This window comes from Neisseria sp. HMSC070F02, assembly GCF_001814225.1.
Taxonomy (GTDB): domain Bacteria; phylum Pseudomonadota; class Gammaproteobacteria; order Burkholderiales; family Neisseriaceae; genus Neisseria; species Neisseria meningitidis.
The window spans coordinates 29,066-46,013 of sequence record NZ_KV815387.1 but is presented as its reverse complement, the minus strand read 5'-3'; the positions used below and the strand labels follow the sequence as shown (position 1 = coordinate 46,013).

At 43.7% G+C, this 16,948-nt stretch carries 33 protein-coding genes; 32 read left to right on the top strand and 1 reads right to left on the bottom strand.

What is annotated here, in order from left to right; all coding sequences use genetic code 11:
- Positions 1-437: 437 nt before the first annotated feature.
- From rplC to oxyR, 32 genes are all read left to right on the top strand, one after another.
- On the top strand, positions 438-1,082 hold the full coding sequence (gene rplC, locus HMPREF2959_RS03600) for a 50S ribosomal protein L3 (RefSeq protein ID WP_002233415.1): 645 nt from the start codon (positions 438-440) through the stop codon (positions 1,080-1,082).
- Positions 1,082-1,702, top strand: coding sequence for a 50S ribosomal protein L4 (gene rplD, locus HMPREF2959_RS03595; RefSeq protein WP_002215402.1), 621 nt, complete (start codon positions 1,082-1,084; stop codon positions 1,700-1,702). The genes rplC and rplD overlap by 1 nt, the downstream gene beginning before the upstream one ends.
- Entirely contained in the window at positions 1,699-2,013 is a 315-nt protein-coding gene (rplW, locus tag HMPREF2959_RS03590) for a 50S ribosomal protein L23 (RefSeq protein ID WP_002231529.1), read from the top strand. The genes rplD and rplW overlap by 4 nt, the downstream gene beginning before the upstream one ends.
- Before the next feature lie 5 nt (positions 2,014-2,018).
- On the top strand, positions 2,019-2,852 hold the full coding sequence (gene rplB / locus HMPREF2959_RS03585; protein WP_002215409.1) for a 50S ribosomal protein L2: 834 nt from the start codon (positions 2,019-2,021) through the stop codon (positions 2,850-2,852).
- A gap of 6 nt (positions 2,853-2,858) precedes the next feature.
- The gene (gene rpsS, locus HMPREF2959_RS03580) at positions 2,859-3,137 is read left to right on the top strand and encodes a 30S ribosomal protein S19 (protein WP_002215422.1); all 279 of its coding nucleotides are present in this window, start codon (positions 2,859-2,861) and stop codon (positions 3,135-3,137) included.
- 8 nt (positions 3,138-3,145) lie between these two features.
- Entirely contained in the window at positions 3,146-3,475 is a 330-nt protein-coding gene (rplV, locus tag HMPREF2959_RS03575) for a 50S ribosomal protein L22 (RefSeq protein WP_002215424.1), read from the top strand.
- A 9-nt stretch (positions 3,476-3,484) separates the two neighbouring features.
- A complete protein-coding gene (gene rpsC, locus HMPREF2959_RS03570) occupies positions 3,485-4,177 on the top strand; it encodes a 30S ribosomal protein S3 (protein WP_002215427.1) in 693 nt (230 codons plus the stop codon).
- Positions 4,161-4,577: a 50S ribosomal protein L16 gene (rplP, locus tag HMPREF2959_RS03565; RefSeq protein ID WP_002215430.1), complete on the top strand. Its 417-nt coding sequence runs from the start codon at positions 4,161-4,163 to the stop codon at positions 4,575-4,577. The genes rpsC and rplP overlap by 17 nt, the downstream gene beginning before the upstream one ends.
- Positions 4,577-4,768, top strand: coding sequence for a 50S ribosomal protein L29 (gene rpmC, locus HMPREF2959_RS03560; RefSeq protein ID WP_002215432.1), 192 nt, complete (start codon positions 4,577-4,579; stop codon positions 4,766-4,768). Before rplP ends, rpmC begins: the two co-directional genes overlap by 1 nt.
- Entirely contained in the window at positions 4,768-5,031 is a 264-nt protein-coding gene (gene rpsQ, locus HMPREF2959_RS03555; RefSeq protein ID WP_002215433.1) for a 30S ribosomal protein S17, read from the top strand. The genes rpmC and rpsQ overlap by 1 nt, the downstream gene beginning before the upstream one ends.
- A 221-nt stretch (positions 5,032-5,252) precedes the next feature.
- Complete coding sequence (rplN, locus tag HMPREF2959_RS03550; protein WP_002215434.1) at positions 5,253-5,621, top strand: 50S ribosomal protein L14; 369 nt, start codon at positions 5,253-5,255, stop codon at positions 5,619-5,621.
- A gap of 11 nt (positions 5,622-5,632) precedes the next feature.
- Complete coding sequence (gene rplX / locus HMPREF2959_RS03545) at positions 5,633-5,956, top strand: 50S ribosomal protein L24 (protein ID WP_002215435.1); 324 nt, start codon at positions 5,633-5,635, stop codon at positions 5,954-5,956.
- 9 nt (positions 5,957-5,965) lie between these two features.
- Positions 5,966-6,505: a 50S ribosomal protein L5 gene (rplE, locus tag HMPREF2959_RS03540; protein ID WP_002235371.1), complete on the top strand. Its 540-nt coding sequence runs from the start codon at positions 5,966-5,968 to the stop codon at positions 6,503-6,505.
- Between the two features lie 2 nt (positions 6,506-6,507).
- Complete coding sequence (rpsN, locus tag HMPREF2959_RS03535; protein ID WP_002216244.1) at positions 6,508-6,813, top strand: 30S ribosomal protein S14; 306 nt, start codon at positions 6,508-6,510, stop codon at positions 6,811-6,813.
- Positions 6,814-6,828: 15 nt separating this feature from the next.
- Entirely contained in the window at positions 6,829-7,221 is a 393-nt protein-coding gene (gene rpsH / locus HMPREF2959_RS03530) for a 30S ribosomal protein S8 (protein ID WP_002215438.1), read from the top strand.
- Positions 7,222-7,234: 13 nt separating this feature from the next.
- Positions 7,235-7,768: a 50S ribosomal protein L6 gene (rplF, locus tag HMPREF2959_RS03525; RefSeq protein ID WP_002215440.1), complete on the top strand. Its 534-nt coding sequence runs from the start codon at positions 7,235-7,237 to the stop codon at positions 7,766-7,768.
- A 13-nt stretch (positions 7,769-7,781) separates the two neighbouring features.
- On the top strand, positions 7,782-8,135 hold the full coding sequence (rplR, locus tag HMPREF2959_RS03520) for a 50S ribosomal protein L18 (RefSeq protein WP_002215441.1): 354 nt from the start codon (positions 7,782-7,784) through the stop codon (positions 8,133-8,135).
- Positions 8,136-8,153: 18 nt separating this feature from the next.
- Entirely contained in the window at positions 8,154-8,672 is a 519-nt protein-coding gene (gene rpsE, locus HMPREF2959_RS03515; RefSeq protein WP_002215445.1) for a 30S ribosomal protein S5, read from the top strand.
- The gene (gene rpmD, locus HMPREF2959_RS03510) at positions 8,665-8,850 is read left to right on the top strand and encodes a 50S ribosomal protein L30 (RefSeq protein WP_002215447.1); all 186 of its coding nucleotides are present in this window, start codon (positions 8,665-8,667) and stop codon (positions 8,848-8,850) included. Before rpsE ends, rpmD begins: the two co-directional genes overlap by 8 nt.
- A gap of 1 nt (position 8,851) precedes the next feature.
- Positions 8,852-9,286: a 50S ribosomal protein L15 gene (gene rplO, locus HMPREF2959_RS03505; protein ID WP_002215449.1), complete on the top strand. Its 435-nt coding sequence runs from the start codon at positions 8,852-8,854 to the stop codon at positions 9,284-9,286.
- An 11-nt stretch (positions 9,287-9,297) separates the two neighbouring features.
- Positions 9,298-10,608: a preprotein translocase subunit SecY gene (secY, locus tag HMPREF2959_RS03500; RefSeq protein WP_002215450.1), complete on the top strand. Its 1,311-nt coding sequence runs from the start codon at positions 9,298-9,300 to the stop codon at positions 10,606-10,608.
- Between the two features lie 4 nt (positions 10,609-10,612).
- Positions 10,613-10,831 carry a translation initiation factor IF-1 gene (infA, locus tag HMPREF2959_RS03495; RefSeq protein ID WP_002215452.1) on the top strand — a complete coding sequence of 73 codons (219 nt, stop codon included), beginning with the start codon at positions 10,613-10,615 and terminating at the stop codon, positions 10,829-10,831.
- Between the two features lie 20 nt (positions 10,832-10,851).
- The gene (gene rpmJ, locus HMPREF2959_RS03490) at positions 10,852-10,965 is read left to right on the top strand and encodes a 50S ribosomal protein L36 (protein WP_002216248.1); all 114 of its coding nucleotides are present in this window, start codon (positions 10,852-10,854) and stop codon (positions 10,963-10,965) included.
- A 65-nt stretch (positions 10,966-11,030) separates the two neighbouring features.
- Positions 11,031-11,393 carry a 30S ribosomal protein S13 gene (gene rpsM, locus HMPREF2959_RS03485; RefSeq protein WP_002215453.1) on the top strand — a complete coding sequence of 121 codons (363 nt, stop codon included), beginning with the start codon at positions 11,031-11,033 and terminating at the stop codon, positions 11,391-11,393.
- 19 nt (positions 11,394-11,412) lie between these two features.
- Positions 11,413-11,808: a 30S ribosomal protein S11 gene (gene rpsK / locus HMPREF2959_RS03480; RefSeq protein WP_002216249.1), complete on the top strand. Its 396-nt coding sequence runs from the start codon at positions 11,413-11,415 to the stop codon at positions 11,806-11,808.
- 19 nt (positions 11,809-11,827) lie between these two features.
- Positions 11,828-12,448 carry a 30S ribosomal protein S4 gene (rpsD, locus tag HMPREF2959_RS03475; protein WP_002215455.1) on the top strand — a complete coding sequence of 207 codons (621 nt, stop codon included), beginning with the start codon at positions 11,828-11,830 and terminating at the stop codon, positions 12,446-12,448.
- Between the two features lie 25 nt (positions 12,449-12,473).
- Positions 12,474-13,460 (top strand): DNA-directed RNA polymerase subunit alpha, encoded by a 987-nt coding sequence (gene rpoA, locus HMPREF2959_RS03470; RefSeq protein WP_002215457.1) that lies wholly within the window; start codon positions 12,474-12,476, stop codon positions 13,458-13,460.
- 23 nt (positions 13,461-13,483) lie between these two features.
- The gene (rplQ, locus tag HMPREF2959_RS03465; protein WP_002224774.1) at positions 13,484-13,852 is read left to right on the top strand and encodes a 50S ribosomal protein L17; all 369 of its coding nucleotides are present in this window, start codon (positions 13,484-13,486) and stop codon (positions 13,850-13,852) included.
- Between the two features lie 146 nt (positions 13,853-13,998).
- A complete protein-coding gene (minC, locus tag HMPREF2959_RS03460) occupies positions 13,999-14,712 on the top strand; it encodes a septum site-determining protein MinC (protein WP_002220172.1) in 714 nt (237 codons plus the stop codon).
- A gap of 27 nt (positions 14,713-14,739) precedes the next feature.
- A complete protein-coding gene (gene minD, locus HMPREF2959_RS03455; RefSeq protein WP_002215463.1) occupies positions 14,740-15,555 on the top strand; it encodes a septum site-determining protein MinD in 816 nt (271 codons plus the stop codon).
- A gap of 3 nt (positions 15,556-15,558) precedes the next feature.
- Positions 15,559-15,822 carry a cell division topological specificity factor MinE gene (gene minE, locus HMPREF2959_RS03450; protein ID WP_002215465.1) on the top strand — a complete coding sequence of 88 codons (264 nt, stop codon included), beginning with the start codon at positions 15,559-15,561 and terminating at the stop codon, positions 15,820-15,822.
- A 3-nt stretch (positions 15,823-15,825) separates the two neighbouring features.
- The gene (gene oxyR / locus HMPREF2959_RS03445) at positions 15,826-16,746 is read left to right on the top strand and encodes a LysR family transcriptional regulator OxyR (RefSeq protein ID WP_002215466.1); all 921 of its coding nucleotides are present in this window, start codon (positions 15,826-15,828) and stop codon (positions 16,744-16,746) included.
- On the opposite strand, the gene HMPREF2959_RS03440 is transcribed toward oxyR, so the two are convergent.
- A partial coding sequence (locus HMPREF2959_RS03440; RefSeq protein WP_246829031.1) for a hypothetical protein occupies positions 16,743-16,948 on the bottom strand: 206 nt, incomplete at its 5' end. The two genes, oxyR and HMPREF2959_RS03440, sit on opposite strands and share 4 nt — an antisense overlap.

The window sequence follows — 16,948 nt, the reverse complement described above, 5'->3', positions numbered from 1 at the left end:
CTGATTATCGGGTATCCGGGGAGGATTAAGGGGGCGTTTGGGTAGAATTAGGAGATATTTGGGGCGAAAACAGCCGAAAACCTGTGTTTGGGTTTCGGCTGTCGGGAGGGAAAGGAATTTTGCAAAGGTCCCAGCATACGAAAACTACCATCTCAAAGAAATAATGGATGCAGTCATCAACCATATTCCGGTTTGTCGGAGAAAGATGCATACGCTGTGATGACCGGATACCGACCCTTTAAAAGAGTCCGGCCCTATGCCGTCTGAAGATTCAAAACGCTTCAGACGGCATATTGAAGATATTTCTGATATTTCTGTTGATATTTCTTTGACTTGTCAGATATAATGCCGAGCTTGGTACATTTGTGCCAAGTTTAACTTTGTCTGAAAGACAGGCCAATCGTAGCCTGTCCCTTTACTTTAAAAGGAAAATAATCATGACTTTAGGTCTGGTTGGACGCAAAGTTGGTATGACCCGCGTGTTCGACGAACAGGGTGTTTCTGTTCCGGTAACCGTTTTGGATATGTCTGCCAACCGCGTTACACAAGTAAAATCCAAAGATACTGACGGCTATACTGCCGTTCAAGTTACCTTTGGTCAGAAAAAAGCCAATCGTGTCAACAAAACCGAAGCCGGGCACTTTGCAAAAGCAGGTGTTGAAGCCGGTCGTGGTTTGATCGAGTTTGCTTTGACTGAAGAAAAACTGGCTGAATTGAAAGCCGGTGACGAAATCACCGTTTCTATGTTTGAAGTCGGCCAGCTGGTCGATGTAACCGGTACCTCTAAAGGTAAAGGTTTCTCCGGCACGATCAAACGTCATAACTTCGGTGCCCAACGCACTTCCCACGGTAACTCCCGTTCTCACCGCGTTCCAGGCTCTATCGGTATGGCGCAAGACCCGGGTCGCGTGTTCCCCGGTAAGCGCATGGCCGGCCAATACGGCAACACCAAAGCAACTGTTCAAAAATTGGAAGTTGTCCGTGTTGATGCAGAACGCCAACTGCTGTTGGTTAAGGGTGCTGTTCCGGGTGCGGTCAACAGCGATGTTGTAGTTCGTCCTAGCGTGAAAGTAGGTGCGTAATGGAATTGAAAGTAATTGACGCTAAAGGACAAGTTTCAGGCAGCCTGTCTGTTTCTGATGCTTTGTTCGCCCGCGAATACAATGAAGCGTTGGTTCATCAGCTGGTAAATGCCTACTTGGCAAACGCCCGCTCCGGTAACCGCGCTCAAAAAACCCGTGCCGAAGTAAAACACTCAACCAAAAAACCATGGCGTCAAAAAGGTACCGGCCGTGCCCGTTCCGGTATGACTTCTTCTCCGCTGTGGCGTAAAGGTGGTCGCGCGTTCCCGAACAAACCCGACGAAAACTTCACTCAAAAAGTAAACCGCAAAATGTACCGTGCCGGTATGGCGACTATTCTGTCTCAATTGACTCGTGACGAGCGTTTGTTTGCGATTGAGGCGTTGACTGCCGAAACTCCTAAAACCAAAGTTTTTGCTGAACAAGTGAAAAATCTGGGTCTGGAGCAAGTGTTGTTTGTAACCAAACAGCTCGACGAGAATGTTTACTTGGCTTCACGCAACTTGCCAAACGTGTTGGTTTTGGAAGCTCAACAAGTTGATCCTTACAGCTTGCTGCGTTACAAAAAAGTAATCATCACTAAAGATGCAGTTGCACAATTAGAGGAGCAATGGGTATGAATCAACAACGTTTGACTCAAGTGATTTTGGCACCTATCGTTTCTGAAAAAAGCAACGTATTGGCTGAAAAACGCAACCAAATGACGTTTAAAGTTTTGGCAAATGCAACCAAACCTGAAATCAAAGCGGCTGTTGAGCTGCTGTTTGGTGTTCAAGTTGCTTCTGTAACTACCGTTACAACTAAAGGCAAAACTAAGCGTTTTGGTCGTACTTTGGGCCGCCGCAGCGATGTTAAAAAAGCTTATGTAAGCTTGGCTGCCGGTCAAGAGTTGGATTTGGAAGCCGCTGCTGCAGCTGCAGATAAGGAATAAACAAAATGGCAATCGTTAAAATGAAGCCGACCTCTGCAGGCCGTCGCGGCATGGTTCGCGTGGTAACAGAAGGTTTGCACAAAGGTGCACCTTATGCGCCCTTGCTTGAAAAGAAAAATTCTACTGCCGGCCGTAACAATAATGGTCATATCACCACCCGTCACAAAGGCGGCGGTCATAAACACCATTACCGTGTTGTAGACTTTAAACGTAACAAAGACGGCATTCCTGCCAAAGTAGAGCGTATCGAATACGATCCTAACCGTACTGCCTTCATCGCACTGTTGTGCTATGCAGACGGCGAGCGTCGTTACATCATTGCTCCTCGCGGTATTCAAGCCGGTGCTGTATTGGTTTCCGGTGCTGAAGCTGCCATCAAAGTAGGCAACACCCTGCCGATTCGCAACATTCCCGTTGGTACGACTATCCACTGTATCGAAATGAAACCCGGTAAAGGTGCTCAAATCGCACGTTCTGCCGGTGCTTCTGCGGTATTGCTGGCTAAAGAAGGCGCGTACGCTCAAGTCCGTCTGCGCTCTGGCGAAGTCCGTAAAATCAACGTAAATTGCCGTGCGACCATTGGTGAAGTTGGTAACGAAGAGCAAAGCCTGAAAAAAATCGGTAAAGCCGGTGCCAACCGTTGGCGCGGTATTCGTCCGACCGTACGCGGTGTTGTCATGAATCCTGTCGATCACCCGCATGGTGGTGGTGAAGGCCGTACGGGCGAGGCCCGCGAACCGGTCAGCCCATGGGGTACTCCTGCTAAAGGCTACCGCACTCGTAATAACAAACGCACGGATAACATGATTGTTCGTCGCCGTTACTCAAATAAAGGTTAATTTAGTATGGCTCGTTCATTGAAAAAAGGCCCATATGTAGACCTGCATTTGCTGAAAAAAGTAGATGCTGCTCGCGCAAGCAACGACAAACGCCCGATTAAAACCTGGTCTCGTCGTTCTACCATTCTGCCTGATTTTATCGGTCTGACCATTGCTGTGCACAACGGCCGCACCCATGTGCCTGTGTTTATCAGCGACAATATGGTTGGTCATAAATTAGGCGAATTCTCATTGACCCGTACCTTTAAAGGCCACTTGGCCGATAAAAAGGCTAAAAAGAAATAAGGTGAATCATGAGAGTAAATGCACAACATAAAAATGCCCGTATCTCTGCTCAAAAGGCTCGTTTGGTAGCTGATTTGATTCGTGGTAAAGACGTTGCCCAAGCTTTGAATATTTTGGCTTTCAGTCCTAAAAAAGGTGCCGAGCTGATTAAAAAAGTATTGGAGTCAGCTATTGCTAATGCCGAGCACAATAACGGTGCGGACATTGATGAACTGAAAGTGGTAACTATCTTTGTTGACAAAGGCCCAAGCTTGAAACGTTTTCAAGCTCGCGCCAAAGGTCGCGGTAACCGCATCGAAAAACAAACTTGTCATATCAATGTGACAGTGGGTAACTAAGGAAAAGCTATGGGACAAAAGATTAACCCTACAGGCTTTCGCCTGGCGGTAACTAAAGACTGGGCTTCAAAATGGTTTGCTAAAAGCACCGACTTTTCTACTGTTTTGAAGCAGGATATCGATGTTCGCAATTATTTGCGTCAAAAATTGGCCAATGCTTCGGTTGGTCGAGTGGTTATTGAACGCCCTGCAAAATCTGCACGCATTACCATTCACTCCGCTCGTCCGGGTGTGGTTATCGGTAAAAAAGGTGAGGATATCGAGGTTTTGAAACGTGACTTGCAAGTCTTGATGGGTGTACCTGTTCATGTAAATATTGAAGAGATTCGCCGTCCTGAGTTGGATGCTCAAATTATTGCTGACGGTATTGCCCAGCAGTTGGAAAAGCGCGTTCAATTCCGTCGTGCTATGAAACGAGCAATGCAAAATGCAATGCGTTCTGGTGCTAAAGGCATTAAGATTATGACTTCAGGCCGTCTGAATGGTGCGGATATTGCCCGTAGCGAATGGTATCGTGAAGGTCGCGTGCCACTGCATACTTTACGTGCAAATGTAGATTATGCAACCAGCGAAGCGCACACCACATATGGTGTATTGGGTCTGAAAGTTTGGGTTTATACGGAAGGCAATATTAAATCTTCCAAACCTGAACATGAGAGTAAACAAAGAAAGGCAGGTAGACGTAATGCTGCAGCCAACTAGACTGAAATACCGTAAGCAACAAAAGGGTCGCAATACTGGCATCGCTACTCGCGGTAATAAGGTAAGTTTCGGTGAGTTCGGCTTGAAAGCCGTAGGTCGTGGTCGTTTGACTGCCCGTCAAATCGAAGCTGCTCGTCGTGCAATGACCCGTCATATCAAACGTGGTGGTCGTATTTGGATTCGTGTATTCCCTGATAAACCGATTACTGAAAAGCCTATTCAAGTTCGTATGGGTGGCGGTAAAGGTAACGTGGAATATTACATTGCCGAAATTAAACCAGGTAAAGTGTTGTATGAAATGGATGGCGTTCCAGAGGAACTGGCTCGTGAAGCATTCGAGTTGGCTGCTGCCAAATTGCCTATTCCTACAACCTTTGTAGTAAGACAGGTGGGTCAATAATGAAAGCAAATGAATTGAAAGACAAATCCGTTGAGCAGTTGAATGCAGATTTGTTGGACTTGTTGAAAGCTCAGTTTGGCTTACGTATGCAAAACGCTACCGGTCAATTAGGCAAACCAAGTGAATTGAAACGTGTACGTCGCGATATTGCTCGTATTAAAACCGTTTTAACTGAAAAAGGTGCTAAGTAATGAGCGAAACTAAAAATGTTCGTACTTTGCAAGGCAAAGTAGTAAGCGACAAAATGGATAAAACCGTAACAGTATTGGTTGAGCGTAAAGTAAAACATCCGCTGTATGGTAAGATTATTCGGTTATCTACTAAAATCCATGCCCATGATGAAAATAATCAATATGGAATTGGTGATGTGGTTGTTATATCGGAATCCCGTCCATTGTCAAAAACTAAATCTTGGGTTGTCAGTGAGCTGGTTGAGAAAGCACGTTCTATTTAAGAATTAAAGCAACGTGCTTGGAATGGGAAACGAAGTATTGCAGCAAATTTAATTTGCGTGTAAACTTCGTTTCCTGTCTTTCAGTTTCTTCTGGAAGTTTCTTCCCTTTCGGGGTCCAAGACTGGTTTACTTGAACCGCAAGGTTTCATTTAATAAGCAGCGGCTTTGCTGTAAGTTATCTGAAAGTGGTAAATTAAGTTGGTTAATTTAAAGGTAATAACATGATTCAAATGCAGACCATCTTAGATGTGGCTGATAACTCTGGTGCGCGTCGCGTAATGTGTATCAAGGTATTGGGCGGATCTAAGCGTCGCTACGCTTCTGTTGGCGATATTATTAAAGTGGCAGTTAAAGATGCGGCTCCGCGTGGCCGTGTCAAAAAAGGCGATGTATATAATGCGGTAGTTGTTCGTACTGCTAAGGGTGTACGTCGTCCTGATGGTGCGTTAATTAAATTCGATAACAATGCCGCCGTGTTACTGAATAATAAACTTGAACCTTTGGGTACTCGTATCTTTGGTCCGGTAACCCGTGAATTGCGTACTGAGCGATTTATGAAAATCGTTTCATTGGCACCTGAAGTATTATAAGGAATGGCACGATGAATAAAATCATTAAAGGCGATAGGGTTGTAGTAATTGCTGGTAAGGATAAAGGTAAGCAGGGTCAAGTAGTTCGAGTGTTGGGTGATAAAGTTGTTGTTGAGGGCGTTAATGTTGTAAAACGCCATCAAAAACCTAATCCAATGCGTGGCATTGAGGGCGGTATTATTACTAAAGAAATGCCTTTGGATATTTCTAATATCGCAATCCTGAATCCGGAAACTAATAAAGCGGACCGTGTTGGTATTAAGCTGATTGAAAATGAAGGCAAAGTTAAACGCGTTCGTTTCTTCAAATCAAATGGCTCTATCATTGGGGCATAAGGAGATAACATGGCTCGGTTGAGAGAGTTTTATAAAGAGACAGTTGTTCCTGAATTGGTTAAACAATTTGGTTACAAATCAGTAATGGAAGTCCCGCGTATTGAAAAAATCACCTTGAATATGGGTGTGGGTGAGGCTATTGCTGATAAAAAAGTTATGGAACATGCTGTTTCCGATTTAGAGAAAATTGCCGGTCAAAAACCGGTTGTTACTGTTGCCCGTAAATCTATCGCAGGTTTTAAAATCCGTGATAACTATCCGGTTGGTTGCAAAGTAACATTGCGTCGTGATCAAATGTTTGAATTCTTGGATCGTTTGATTACTATTGCATTACCTCGCGTACGTGACTTCCGTGGTGTGAGCGGTAAATCATTTGATGGCCGTGGCAATTACAATATGGGTGTTCGTGAGCAAATTATTTTTCCGGAAATTGAATACGATAAAATTGATGCTTTGCGTGGTTTGAATATTACTATTACTACTACAGCAAAAACCGATGAGGAAGCGAAAGCTTTATTGTCATTGTTTAAATTTCCGTTCAAAGGATAATCATGGCTAAGAAAGCACTTATTAATCGTGATCTGAAACGTCAAGCTTTGGCTAAAAAATATGCGGCTAAACGCGCGGCAATTAAAGCGGTAATCAATGATTCGAATGCAACTGAGGAAGAGCGTTTTGAGGCTCGTTTGAGGTTTCAATCCATTCCTCGTAATGCGGCACCTGTGCGTCAACGTCGTCGTTGTGCTTTGACAGGTCGCCCTCGTGGTACTTTCCGTAAATTTGGTTTGGGTCGTATTAAAATCCGTGAAATCGCCATGCGTGGCGAAATTCCGGGTGTTGTTAAAGCCAGCTGGTAATAGGAGTAATTAAGAATGAGTATGCATGATCCTATTTCCGATATGTTGACTCGTATCCGCAATGCGCAACGTGCTAATAAAGCAGCGGTTGCAATGCCTTCTTCAAAATTAAAGTGTGCTATTGCAAAGGTATTGAAAGAAGAAGGATATATTGAGGACTTCGCAGTTTCATCTGACGTAAAGTCTATATTGGAAATTCAATTAAAATACTATGCAGGTCGTCCTGTAATTGAACAAATCAAGCGTGTATCTCGCCCTGGTTTGCGTATTTATAAAGCGTCTAGTGAGATTCCAAGTGTTATGAATGGCTTGGGTATTGCTATTGTTAGTACTTCTAAAGGTGTAATGACTGATCGTAAAGCACGTTCTCAAGGTGTTGGTGGTGAGTTGTTATGCATTGTAGCCTAGTGGAGGAAAAGAAATGTCACGTGTCGCAAAAAACCCAGTGACTGTTCCCGCTGGTGTAGAAGTAAAATTTGGAACAGAGGCATTAGTTATTAAGGGTAAGAACGGTGAATTGTCTTTTCCTTTGCATTCTGATGTAGCCATTGAATTTAATGATGGCAAATTGACTTTTGTTGCGAATAACAGCAGTAAACAAGCAAATGCAATGTCTGGTACTGCTCGCGCATTAGTCAGCAATATGGTTAAAGGTGTTTCAGAAGGTTTTGAGAAAAGATTGCAATTGATAGGTGTGGGTTATCGTGCTCAAGCACAAGGTAAAATCTTGAATCTGTCTTTGGGTTTTTCTCATCCGATCGTATATGAAATGCCTGAAGGTGTCTCCGTTCAAACTCCTAGCCAAACAGAGATTGTTTTAACCGGCTCGGATAAACAAGTTGTTGGTCAAGTTGCTGCTGAGATTCGTGCGTTCCGTGCTCCTGAGCCTTATAAAGGTAAAGGTGTTCGCTATGTAGGCGAAGTAGTGGTAATGAAAGAAGCCAAGAAAAAATAATTGAGGTTCACTAATGGATAAACATACAACCCGACTCCGTCGTGCACGCAAAACCCGTGCTCGTATTGCGGACTTGAAAATGGTAAGATTATGTGTGTTCCGAAGCAATAATCATATTTATGCTCAAGTAATTAGTGCTGAAGGTGATAAAGTATTGGCTCAAGCCTCTACATTGGAAGCTGAGGTGCGCGGTAGTCTGAAATCTGGAAGCAATGTTGAAGCAGCTGCAATAGTTGGTAAACGTATCGCTGAGAAGGCTAAAGCAGCAGGTGTAGAAAAGGTTGCTTTTGATCGTTCAGGTTTCCAATATCACGGTCGTGTGAAGGCTTTGGCTGAAGCTGCTCGTGAAAATGGTTTAAGCTTCTAAATATTTGGAGACTTTCAGATGGCAAAACATGAAATTGAAGAACGCGGTGACGGTCTGATTGAAAAGATGGTCGCAGTTAACCGTGTAACCAAAGTAGTTAAAGGTGGTCGCATTATGGCTTTCTCTGCGCTAACTGTTGTTGGTGATGGAGATGGTCGTATTGGTATGGGTAAAGGTAAGTCAAAAGAAGTGCCTGTTGCAGTCCAAAAGGCGATGGATCAAGCACGACGCTCTATGATTAAGGTACCATTAAAAAATGGTACGATTCATCATGAGGTTATTGGTCGACATGGTGCTACTAAAGTATTTATGCAGCCTGCTAAAGAGGGTAGTGGCGTAAAAGCCGGTGGACCTATGCGTTTGGTTTTTGATGCTATGGGCATTCATAATATCTCCGCCAAAGTGCACGGATCTACTAACCCATATAATATCGTACGTGCAACATTAGATGGTTTGTCTAAGTTGCATACTCCTGCTGATATCGCAGCCAAACGTGGCTTGACAGTGGAAGACATTTTGGGAGTTAACCATGGCTGAACAAAAAAAGATTAGGGTTACATTGGTTAAAAGCCTGATTGGTACAATTGAATCTCATCGTGCATGTGCACGCGGTTTAGGTTTGCGTCGTCGCGAGCATACGGTAGAGGTTTTAGATACCCCTGAAAACCGTGGTATGATTAATAAAATCAGCTACTTGTTGAAAGTGGAGTCTTGATATGTTTTTGAATACAATTCAACCTGCTGTTGGTGCTACGCATGCTGGTCGTCGTGTTGGACGCGGTATTGGTAGTGGTCTTGGCAAAACGGGTGGTCGTGGTCATAAAGGTCAAAAGAGCCGGTCTGGTGGGTTTCATAAGGTGGGTTTCGAGGGTGGTCAAATGCCCTTGCAACGACGCCTCCCTAAAAGAGGTTTTAAATCTTTAACAGCATCAGCTAATGCACAGCTTCGTTTAAGTGAACTGGAATCAATTGCTGTTAATGAGATTGATATTTTGGTCTTAAAGCAAGCGGGTCTGATTGCATCTACAGTCTCTAATGTTAAAGTTATTGCTTCTGGTGAAATTTCTAAGGCAGTTGCTTTGAAGGGTATTAAAGTTACCAAAGGTGCGAGAGCTGCTATCGAGGCTGTTGGTGGTAAGATTGAAATGTAAGGTTTAATATTGTGGCTAATCAACAAACGTCATCAGGTTCATCCAAATTTGGAGATCTTAAGAAACGTCTTTTGTTTCTATTTGGAGCATTGATTGTTTTTCGAATTGGTGCCCATATACCCGTACCTGGAGTTGATGCTGTTGCTTTAGCTAAATTATACGAAAGCGCTGGAAACGGCATCCTGGGAATATTGAATATGTTTTCCGGTGGGTCGTTAGAGCGCTTTAGTATATTTGCAATAGGAATTATGCCATATATTTCAGCTTCTATTATTGTACAGCTCGCTTCTGAAATTTTGCCATCATTGAAGGCTTTAAAAAAAGAAGGGGAGGCTGGTAGAAAGGTAATTACGAAATATACGAGGTATGGTACTGTTTTGTTAGCAATTCTTCAAAGTCTAGGTGTTGCATCTTTCGTATTTCAGCAAGGAATTGTTGTAACAAGTTCATTTGAGTTTCATGTTTCCACGGTAGTTTCTTTGGTAACGGGAACCATGTTTCTTATGTGGCTTGGGGAGCAAATTACTGAAAGGGGTATCGGGAACGGTATTTCTTTAATCATTACGGCAGGTATTGCTTCAGGTATTCCTTCGGGTATTGCAAAGCTGGTTACACTGACGAACCAAGGTTCTATGAGCATGCTTACGGCGTTGTTTATTGTATTTGGTGCCTTATTATTAATTTATTTGGTTGTATACTTTGAAAGTGCACAGCGGAAGATTCCTATTCATTATGCAAAACGCCAGTTTAATGGTAGGGCGGGTAGTCAAAATACGCATATGCCTTTCAAGTTGAATATGGCTGGTGTTATTCCCCCAATTTTTGCTTCCAGTATTATTCTATTTCCATCTACTCTTTTAGGTTGGTTTGGTTCGGCTGATACAAATAGTGTTTTGCACAAAATAGCTGGATTGTTACAACACGGTCAATTGCTGTATATGGCTTTATTTGCAGCGACAGTTATTTTCTTTTGTTATTTTTATACGGCTTTGGTTTTTAGCCCTAAAGAAATGGCAGAGAATTTAAAAAAGAGTGGTGCTTTTGTTCCTGGGATTAGACCTGGTGAGCAGACCTCTAGGTATTTAGAAAAAGTTGTATTACGTTTGACATTGTTTGGAGCTCTTTATATTACAACTATTTGTTTAATTCCAGAGTTCTTAACTACGGTTTTAAATGTACCTTTTTATTTGGGTGGCACGTCTTTGTTGATTCTAGTTGTTGTAACGATGGATTTTAGTACACAAATAAATTCGTATAGGCTTACTCAACAGTATGATAAGTTAATGACTCGTTCAGAAATGAAATCATTTTCTCGGAAATAGAATTATGGCGAAAGAAGATACTATCCAAATGCAAGGTGAAATTCTTGAAACTTTACCTAATGCAACATTTAAAGTAAAACTTGAGAATGACCATATTGTATTGGGTCATATTTCTGGGAAGATGCGGATGCATTACATTCGTATTTCTCCGGGAGATAAGGTCACAGTAGAGCTGACACCTTATGATTTAACTAGGGCTCGAATCGTTTTCAGAGCAAGATAAACCAATAAAAGGAAAATAAAATGCGTGTACAACCATCTGTTAAGAAAATTTGCCGAAATTGCAAGATTATTCGTCGAAATCGTGTAGTTCGTGTAATTTGTACTGATCTCCGTCACAAACAGCGTCAAGGTTAATGGAATATTTCTTTTAATGTGATTCTGTGATATAGTGACACACTTTGCCCTAAAAAGGAAAAAATATGGCTCGTATTGCAGGGGTAAATATCCCTAATAACGCACACATCGTAATTGGTCTTCAGGCTATTTACGGTATTGGTGCTACTCGTGCTAAATTGATTTGTGAGGCTGCAAATATTGCGCCTGATACTAAAGCAAAAGATTTGGACGAGACTCAATTAGATGCTTTGCGTGACCAAGTTGCCAAGTATGAAGTAGAAGGTGATTTGCGTCGTGAGGTAACTATGAGTATCAAGCGATTGATGGACATGGGCTGCTATCGTGGCTTCCGTCATCGTCGCGGCTTACCATGCCGCGGTCAACGCACTCGTACAAATGCGCGTACCCGCAAAGGTCCGCGTAAAGCGATTGCTGGTAAGAAATAAATTTTAAGGAATTTTATTAATGGCTAAAGCAAACACAGCTTCACGTGTACGTAAAAAAGTACGTAAAACCGTGAGTGAGGGTATTGTGCACGTTCATGCATCTTTCAACAATACCATCATTACAATCACTGACCGTCAAGGCAATGCGTTGTCTTGGGCTACCTCTGGCGGCGCTGGTTTTAAAGGTTCTCGTAAAAGTACACCATTTGCAGCACAAGTTGCAGCAGAAGCAGCTGGTAAAGTTGCCCAAGAGTATGGCGTTAAAAATTTAGAGGTTCGTATTAAAGGTCCAGGTCCAGGTCGCGAATCCTCTGTACGTGCTTTGAATGCTCTTGGTTTCAAGATTACCAGCATTACTGACGTTACCCCGTTGCCTCATAACGGTTGCCGTCCGCCTAAAAAACGTCGTATTTAATATTGGAGTGATTTGAAACATGGCACGTTATATTGGCCCTAAATGTAAGTTGGCACGTCGCGAAGGTACGGATTTGTTTTTGAAGAGTGCGCGCCGCTCTTTGGATTCTAAATGTAAAATTGATTCCGCTCCTGGTCAGCATGGTGCAAAAAAACCGCGTTTGTCAGACTATGGTTTGCAGTTGCGTGAAAAACAAAAAATCCGCCGTATTTATGGCGTATTAGAACGTCAGTTCCGTCGTTATTTCGCAGAAGCTGATCGTCGTAAAGGTTCTACCGGCGAGTTGCTGTTGCAGTTGCTGGAATCTCGTTTGGATAATGTCGTTTATCGTATGGGTTTCGGTTCTACCCGAGCTGAAGCAAGACAGCTTGTTTCTCATAAGGCGATAGTTGTGAATGGACAAGTTGTCAATATTCCTTCTTTCCAAGTGAAAGCTGGTGATGTTGTCTCAGTTCGTGAAAAAGCCAAAAAACAGGTACGTATTCAAGAAGCATTGGGTTTGGCAACTCAAATCGGCTTGCCGGGTTGGGTTTCTGTAGATGCGGATAAACTTGAGGGTGTGTTCAAAAACATGCCGGATCGCTCGGAATTGACCGGTGATATTAATGAACAGCTGGTGGTAGAGTTCTACTCTAAATAATGCTAGCTCAGTGAGGGACAGTTAAATGCAGAATAGCACAACCGAATTTTTGAAACCTCGTCAAATTGATGTAAATACTTTTTCTGCAACTCGTGCAAAAGTATCTATGCAGCCATTTGAACGTGGTTTCGGTCATACCTTAGGTAATGCTTTGCGCCGTATCTTACTGTCATCCATGAATGGTTTTGCTCCTACTGAAGTAGCTATTGCCGGTGTATTACACGAATATTCTACTGTTGATGGTATTCAGGAAGATGTTGTTGACATTTTGCTGAATATTAAAGGTATTGTGTTTAAACTCCATGGTCGTAGCCAAGTTCAACTTGTGTTGAAGAAATCAGGTTCAGGTGTCGTATCTGCCGGTGATATTGAGTTGCCGCATGATGTAGAAATTCTGAATCCTGGTCATGTCATTTGTCATTTGGCTGATAACGGTCAAATTGAGATGGAAATTAAAGTAGAGCAAGGTCGTGGTTATCAATCTGTTTCAGGTCGTCAGGTAGTTCGTGATGAGAACCGTCAGATTGGTGCAATCCAGTTGGATGCGAGCTTTTCGCCCATCAGCCGTGTTAGCTTTGAGGTTGAACCTGCACGTGTAGAGCAGCGGACGGATCTTGATAAGTTGGTTTTGGATATCGAAACCGACGGTTCTATTGATCCTGAGGAAGCTGTACGCAGTGCGGCACGTATTTTGATTGATCAGATGTCTATTTTTGCTGATTTGCAGGGTACGCCTGTGGAGGAGGTTGAAGAAAAAGCACCTCCTATCGACCCTGTTCTTTTGCGTCCGGTGGATGATCTGGAATTGACAGTACGTTCAGCTAATTGTTTGAAAGCTGAGGATATTTATTATATTGGCGATTTGATTCAACGCACTGAAACCGAGCTTCTTAAAACGCCGAATTTGGGACGTAAATCTTTGAATGAGATTAAGGAAGTATTGGCATCTAAAGGTTTGACACTGGGTTCTAAGTTGGAAGCATGGCCACCTGTAGGCTTGGAAAAGCCTTAATGAAGAATTAAAGGATAATTGATATGCGTCATCGTAATGGCAATCGCAAATTAAACCGTACCAGCAGTCATCGTGCTGCAATGCTGCGTAATATGGCGAATTCATTATTGACTCACGAAGCTATTGTAACAACTCTGCCTAAGGCCAAGGAATTGCGCCGTGTAGTAGAGCCGTTGATTACATTGGGTAAAAAGCCGTCATTGGCAAACCGCCGTTTGGCATTTGACCGTACTCGCGACCGTGATGTTGTAGTAAAACTGTTTGGCGATTTGGGTCCTCGTTTTACTGCTCGTAACGGTGGTTATGTTCGGGTGTTGAAATACGGATTCCGTAAAGGTGATAATGCACCTCTGGCACTGGTTGAATTGGTTGACAAACCGGCTGCTGAGTAATTTTAGTCATATAACGCCATCTGCCGAAAAGCAGGTGGCGTTATTTTTGCAATATCTGATAGGTAATAGGGTATTGGCTATCATGTTTAAAATATTAATTGAATAGCTAAGGTTTGCGCGGTAAACTTACATCATTAAAAAATTCTATGATGGTTTATATAATGAATGCTTTCGATATAAAGTCGACAAAGATGGACGTATTGTCTATATCTTTGCATACGTCAGACTTGTTTGATTTGGAAGATGTGCTGGTCAAATTGGGCAAGAAGTTTCAAGAGTCTGGTGTTGTTCCATTTGTTCTGGATGTTCAAGAGTTTGATTATCCCGAGTCTTTGGATCTTGCTGCATTGGTTTCGTTGTTTTCAAGGCATGGTATGCAAATTTTGGGTCTGAAGCATTCTAATGAACGTTGGGCTGCTGCGGCTATGAAGTATCATTTGCTGTTTTGTCTGTCTCATTCGGAAAATGTTAAAGAACTGGGTCAGGTTGAGGTGCAGAACACGGAGGATGGTCAGAAAGCAAGGAAAACAGTATTGATTACATCCCCTGTCCGTACCGGTCAGCAGGTTTATGCCGAAGATGGCGATTTGATTGTTACGGGGGCGGTCAGCCAGGGGGCGGAATTGATTGCGGATGGCAATATACATATTTATGCGCCGATGAGGGGGCGTGCTTTGGCCGGTGCCAAGGGTGATACTTCTGCCCGCATATTTATCCACTCCATGCAGGCAGAACTGGTTTCTGTGGCGGGTATTTACCGTAATTTTGAACAGGATTTGCCGAACCATCTGCACAAGCAGCCGGTACAGATATTGTTGCAGGATAACCGATTGGTTATCAGTGCAATTGGCTCAGAGTAATTGTTTGATATTTAAAAAGGAAATATTGTGGCAAAAATTATTGTAGTAACTTCAGGTAAGGGCGGTGTCGGTAAAACGACTACCAGTGCCAGTATTGCGACAGGTTTGGCATTACGCGGATATAAAACTGCGGTAATTGATTTTGATGTGGGTTTGCGTAACCTCGACCTCATTATGGGTTGCGAGCGTCGTGTCGTTTATGACCTGATCAATGTCATTCAGGGGGAGGCGACGCTCAACCAGGCTTTGATTAAAGATAAAAATTGTGAAAACCTGTTTATTTTGCCGGCTTCCCAGACTCGGGATAAAGACGCTTTGACACGCGAGGGCGTAGAAAAAGTGATGCAGGAGCTGTCCGGCAAGAAAATGGGCTTTGAGTATATTATTTGCGACTCTCCTGCCGGTATTGAGCAGGGTGCATTGATGGCGTTGTATTTTGCTGATGAAGCCATTGTAACGACCAATCCTGAGGTTTCCAGTGTGCGTGACTCCGACAGGATTTTGGGAATTTTGCAAAGCAAATCCCATAAGGCAGAGCAAGGCGGTTCGGTTAAAGAACATCTGTTGATTACGCGTTATTCTCCCGAACGTGTGGCAAAAGGCGAAATGCTGTCTGTACAGGATATTTGCGATATTCTGCATATTCCTTTGCTGGGTGTGATTCCTGAATCCCAAAACGTCTTGCAGGCATCCAATTCCGGAGAACCGGTCATCCATCAGGACAGCGTGGCGGCTTCCGAGGCATATAAGGACGTTATTGCCCGTCTTTTGGGCGAGAACCGTGAAATGCGTTTCTTGGAAGCTGAGAAAAAAAGCTTCTTCAAACGTCTGTTTGGAGGATAAGGTATGTCATTAATCGAATTTTTATTCGGCAGAAAGCAGAAAACGGCAACCGTTGCCCGCGACCGCCTTCAAATCATCATTGCCCAAGAGCGCGCCCAAGAAGGTCAGGCTCCGGATTACCTGCCGACTTTACGTAAAGAGTTGATGGAAGTCCTGTCCAAATATGTGAACGTTTCATTAGACAATATCCGTATTTCCCAGGAAAAACAGGATGGTATGGATGTGCTTGAGTTGAACATTACTTTGCCGGAACAGAAAAAGGTATAGGACATGACCTTAACCGAATTGCGGTACATCGTCGCAGTCGCCCAAGAACGTCATTTCGGCAGGGCGGCGCGGCGTTGTTTTGTCAGCCAGCCCACTTTGTCTATTGCCATTAAGAAATTGGAAGAAGAGCTTGCCGTCTCTTTGTTTGACCGGAGCAGCAACGATATTATTACGACCGAGGCGGGGGAACGTATCGTTGCACAGGCGCGTAAGGTGTTGGAAGAGGCAGAGCTTATCAGGCATTTGGCAAATGAAGAACAAAACGAGCTGGAGGGTGCGTTCAAACTCGGGCTGATTTTTACGGTTGCGCCGTACCTGCTGCCGAAACTGATTGTCTCGTTGCGCCGTACTGCACCGAAAATGCCTTTGATGTTGGAAGAGAATTACACGCATACTTTGACCGAGTCGCTCAAACGCGGGGACGTTGACGCGATTATCGTTGCCGAACCGTTTCAAGAGCCGGGCATTGTTACCGAACCCTTGTATGACGAACCGTTTTTCGTGATTGTCCCGAAAGGGCATTCATTTGAGGAACTGGATGCCGTTTCGCCACGGATGCTGGGTGAGGAGCAGGTTTTGCTGCTGACGGAAGGCAACTGTATGCGGGATCAGGTACTCTCAAGCTGTTCCGAATTGGCGGCGAAACAACGTATACAGGGGTTGACCAATACATTGCAGGGCAGCTCGATTAATACAATCCGCCATATGGTTGCCAGCGGTTTGGCAATCAGCGTGTTACCGGCAACCGCGCTGACCGAAAACGATCATATGCTGTTCAGCATTATTCCGTTTGAAGGTACGCCGCCAAGCCGGCGGGTCGTATTGGCGTACCGCCGCAATTTTGTCCGTCCGAAGGCGTTGTCGGCGATGAAGGCGGCGATTATGCAGTCGCAGCTTCACGGGGTAAGTTTTATCCGCGACTAGGCGCAGGCATTGTTTTCAAAACGCCATTTCCCTGAGCCGACAACACGGTATGCCAAGATATTGCCGTCATCATCGATTTTGAGTATAGCATCGCCACGGAAACTGCCGTCCTGAAGATATTCGACTTTTGCATCACTGTGAATGTTTTCATCAGTGCCGATGCAATGCCATGTATAGTGGATTAACAAAAACCAGTACGGCG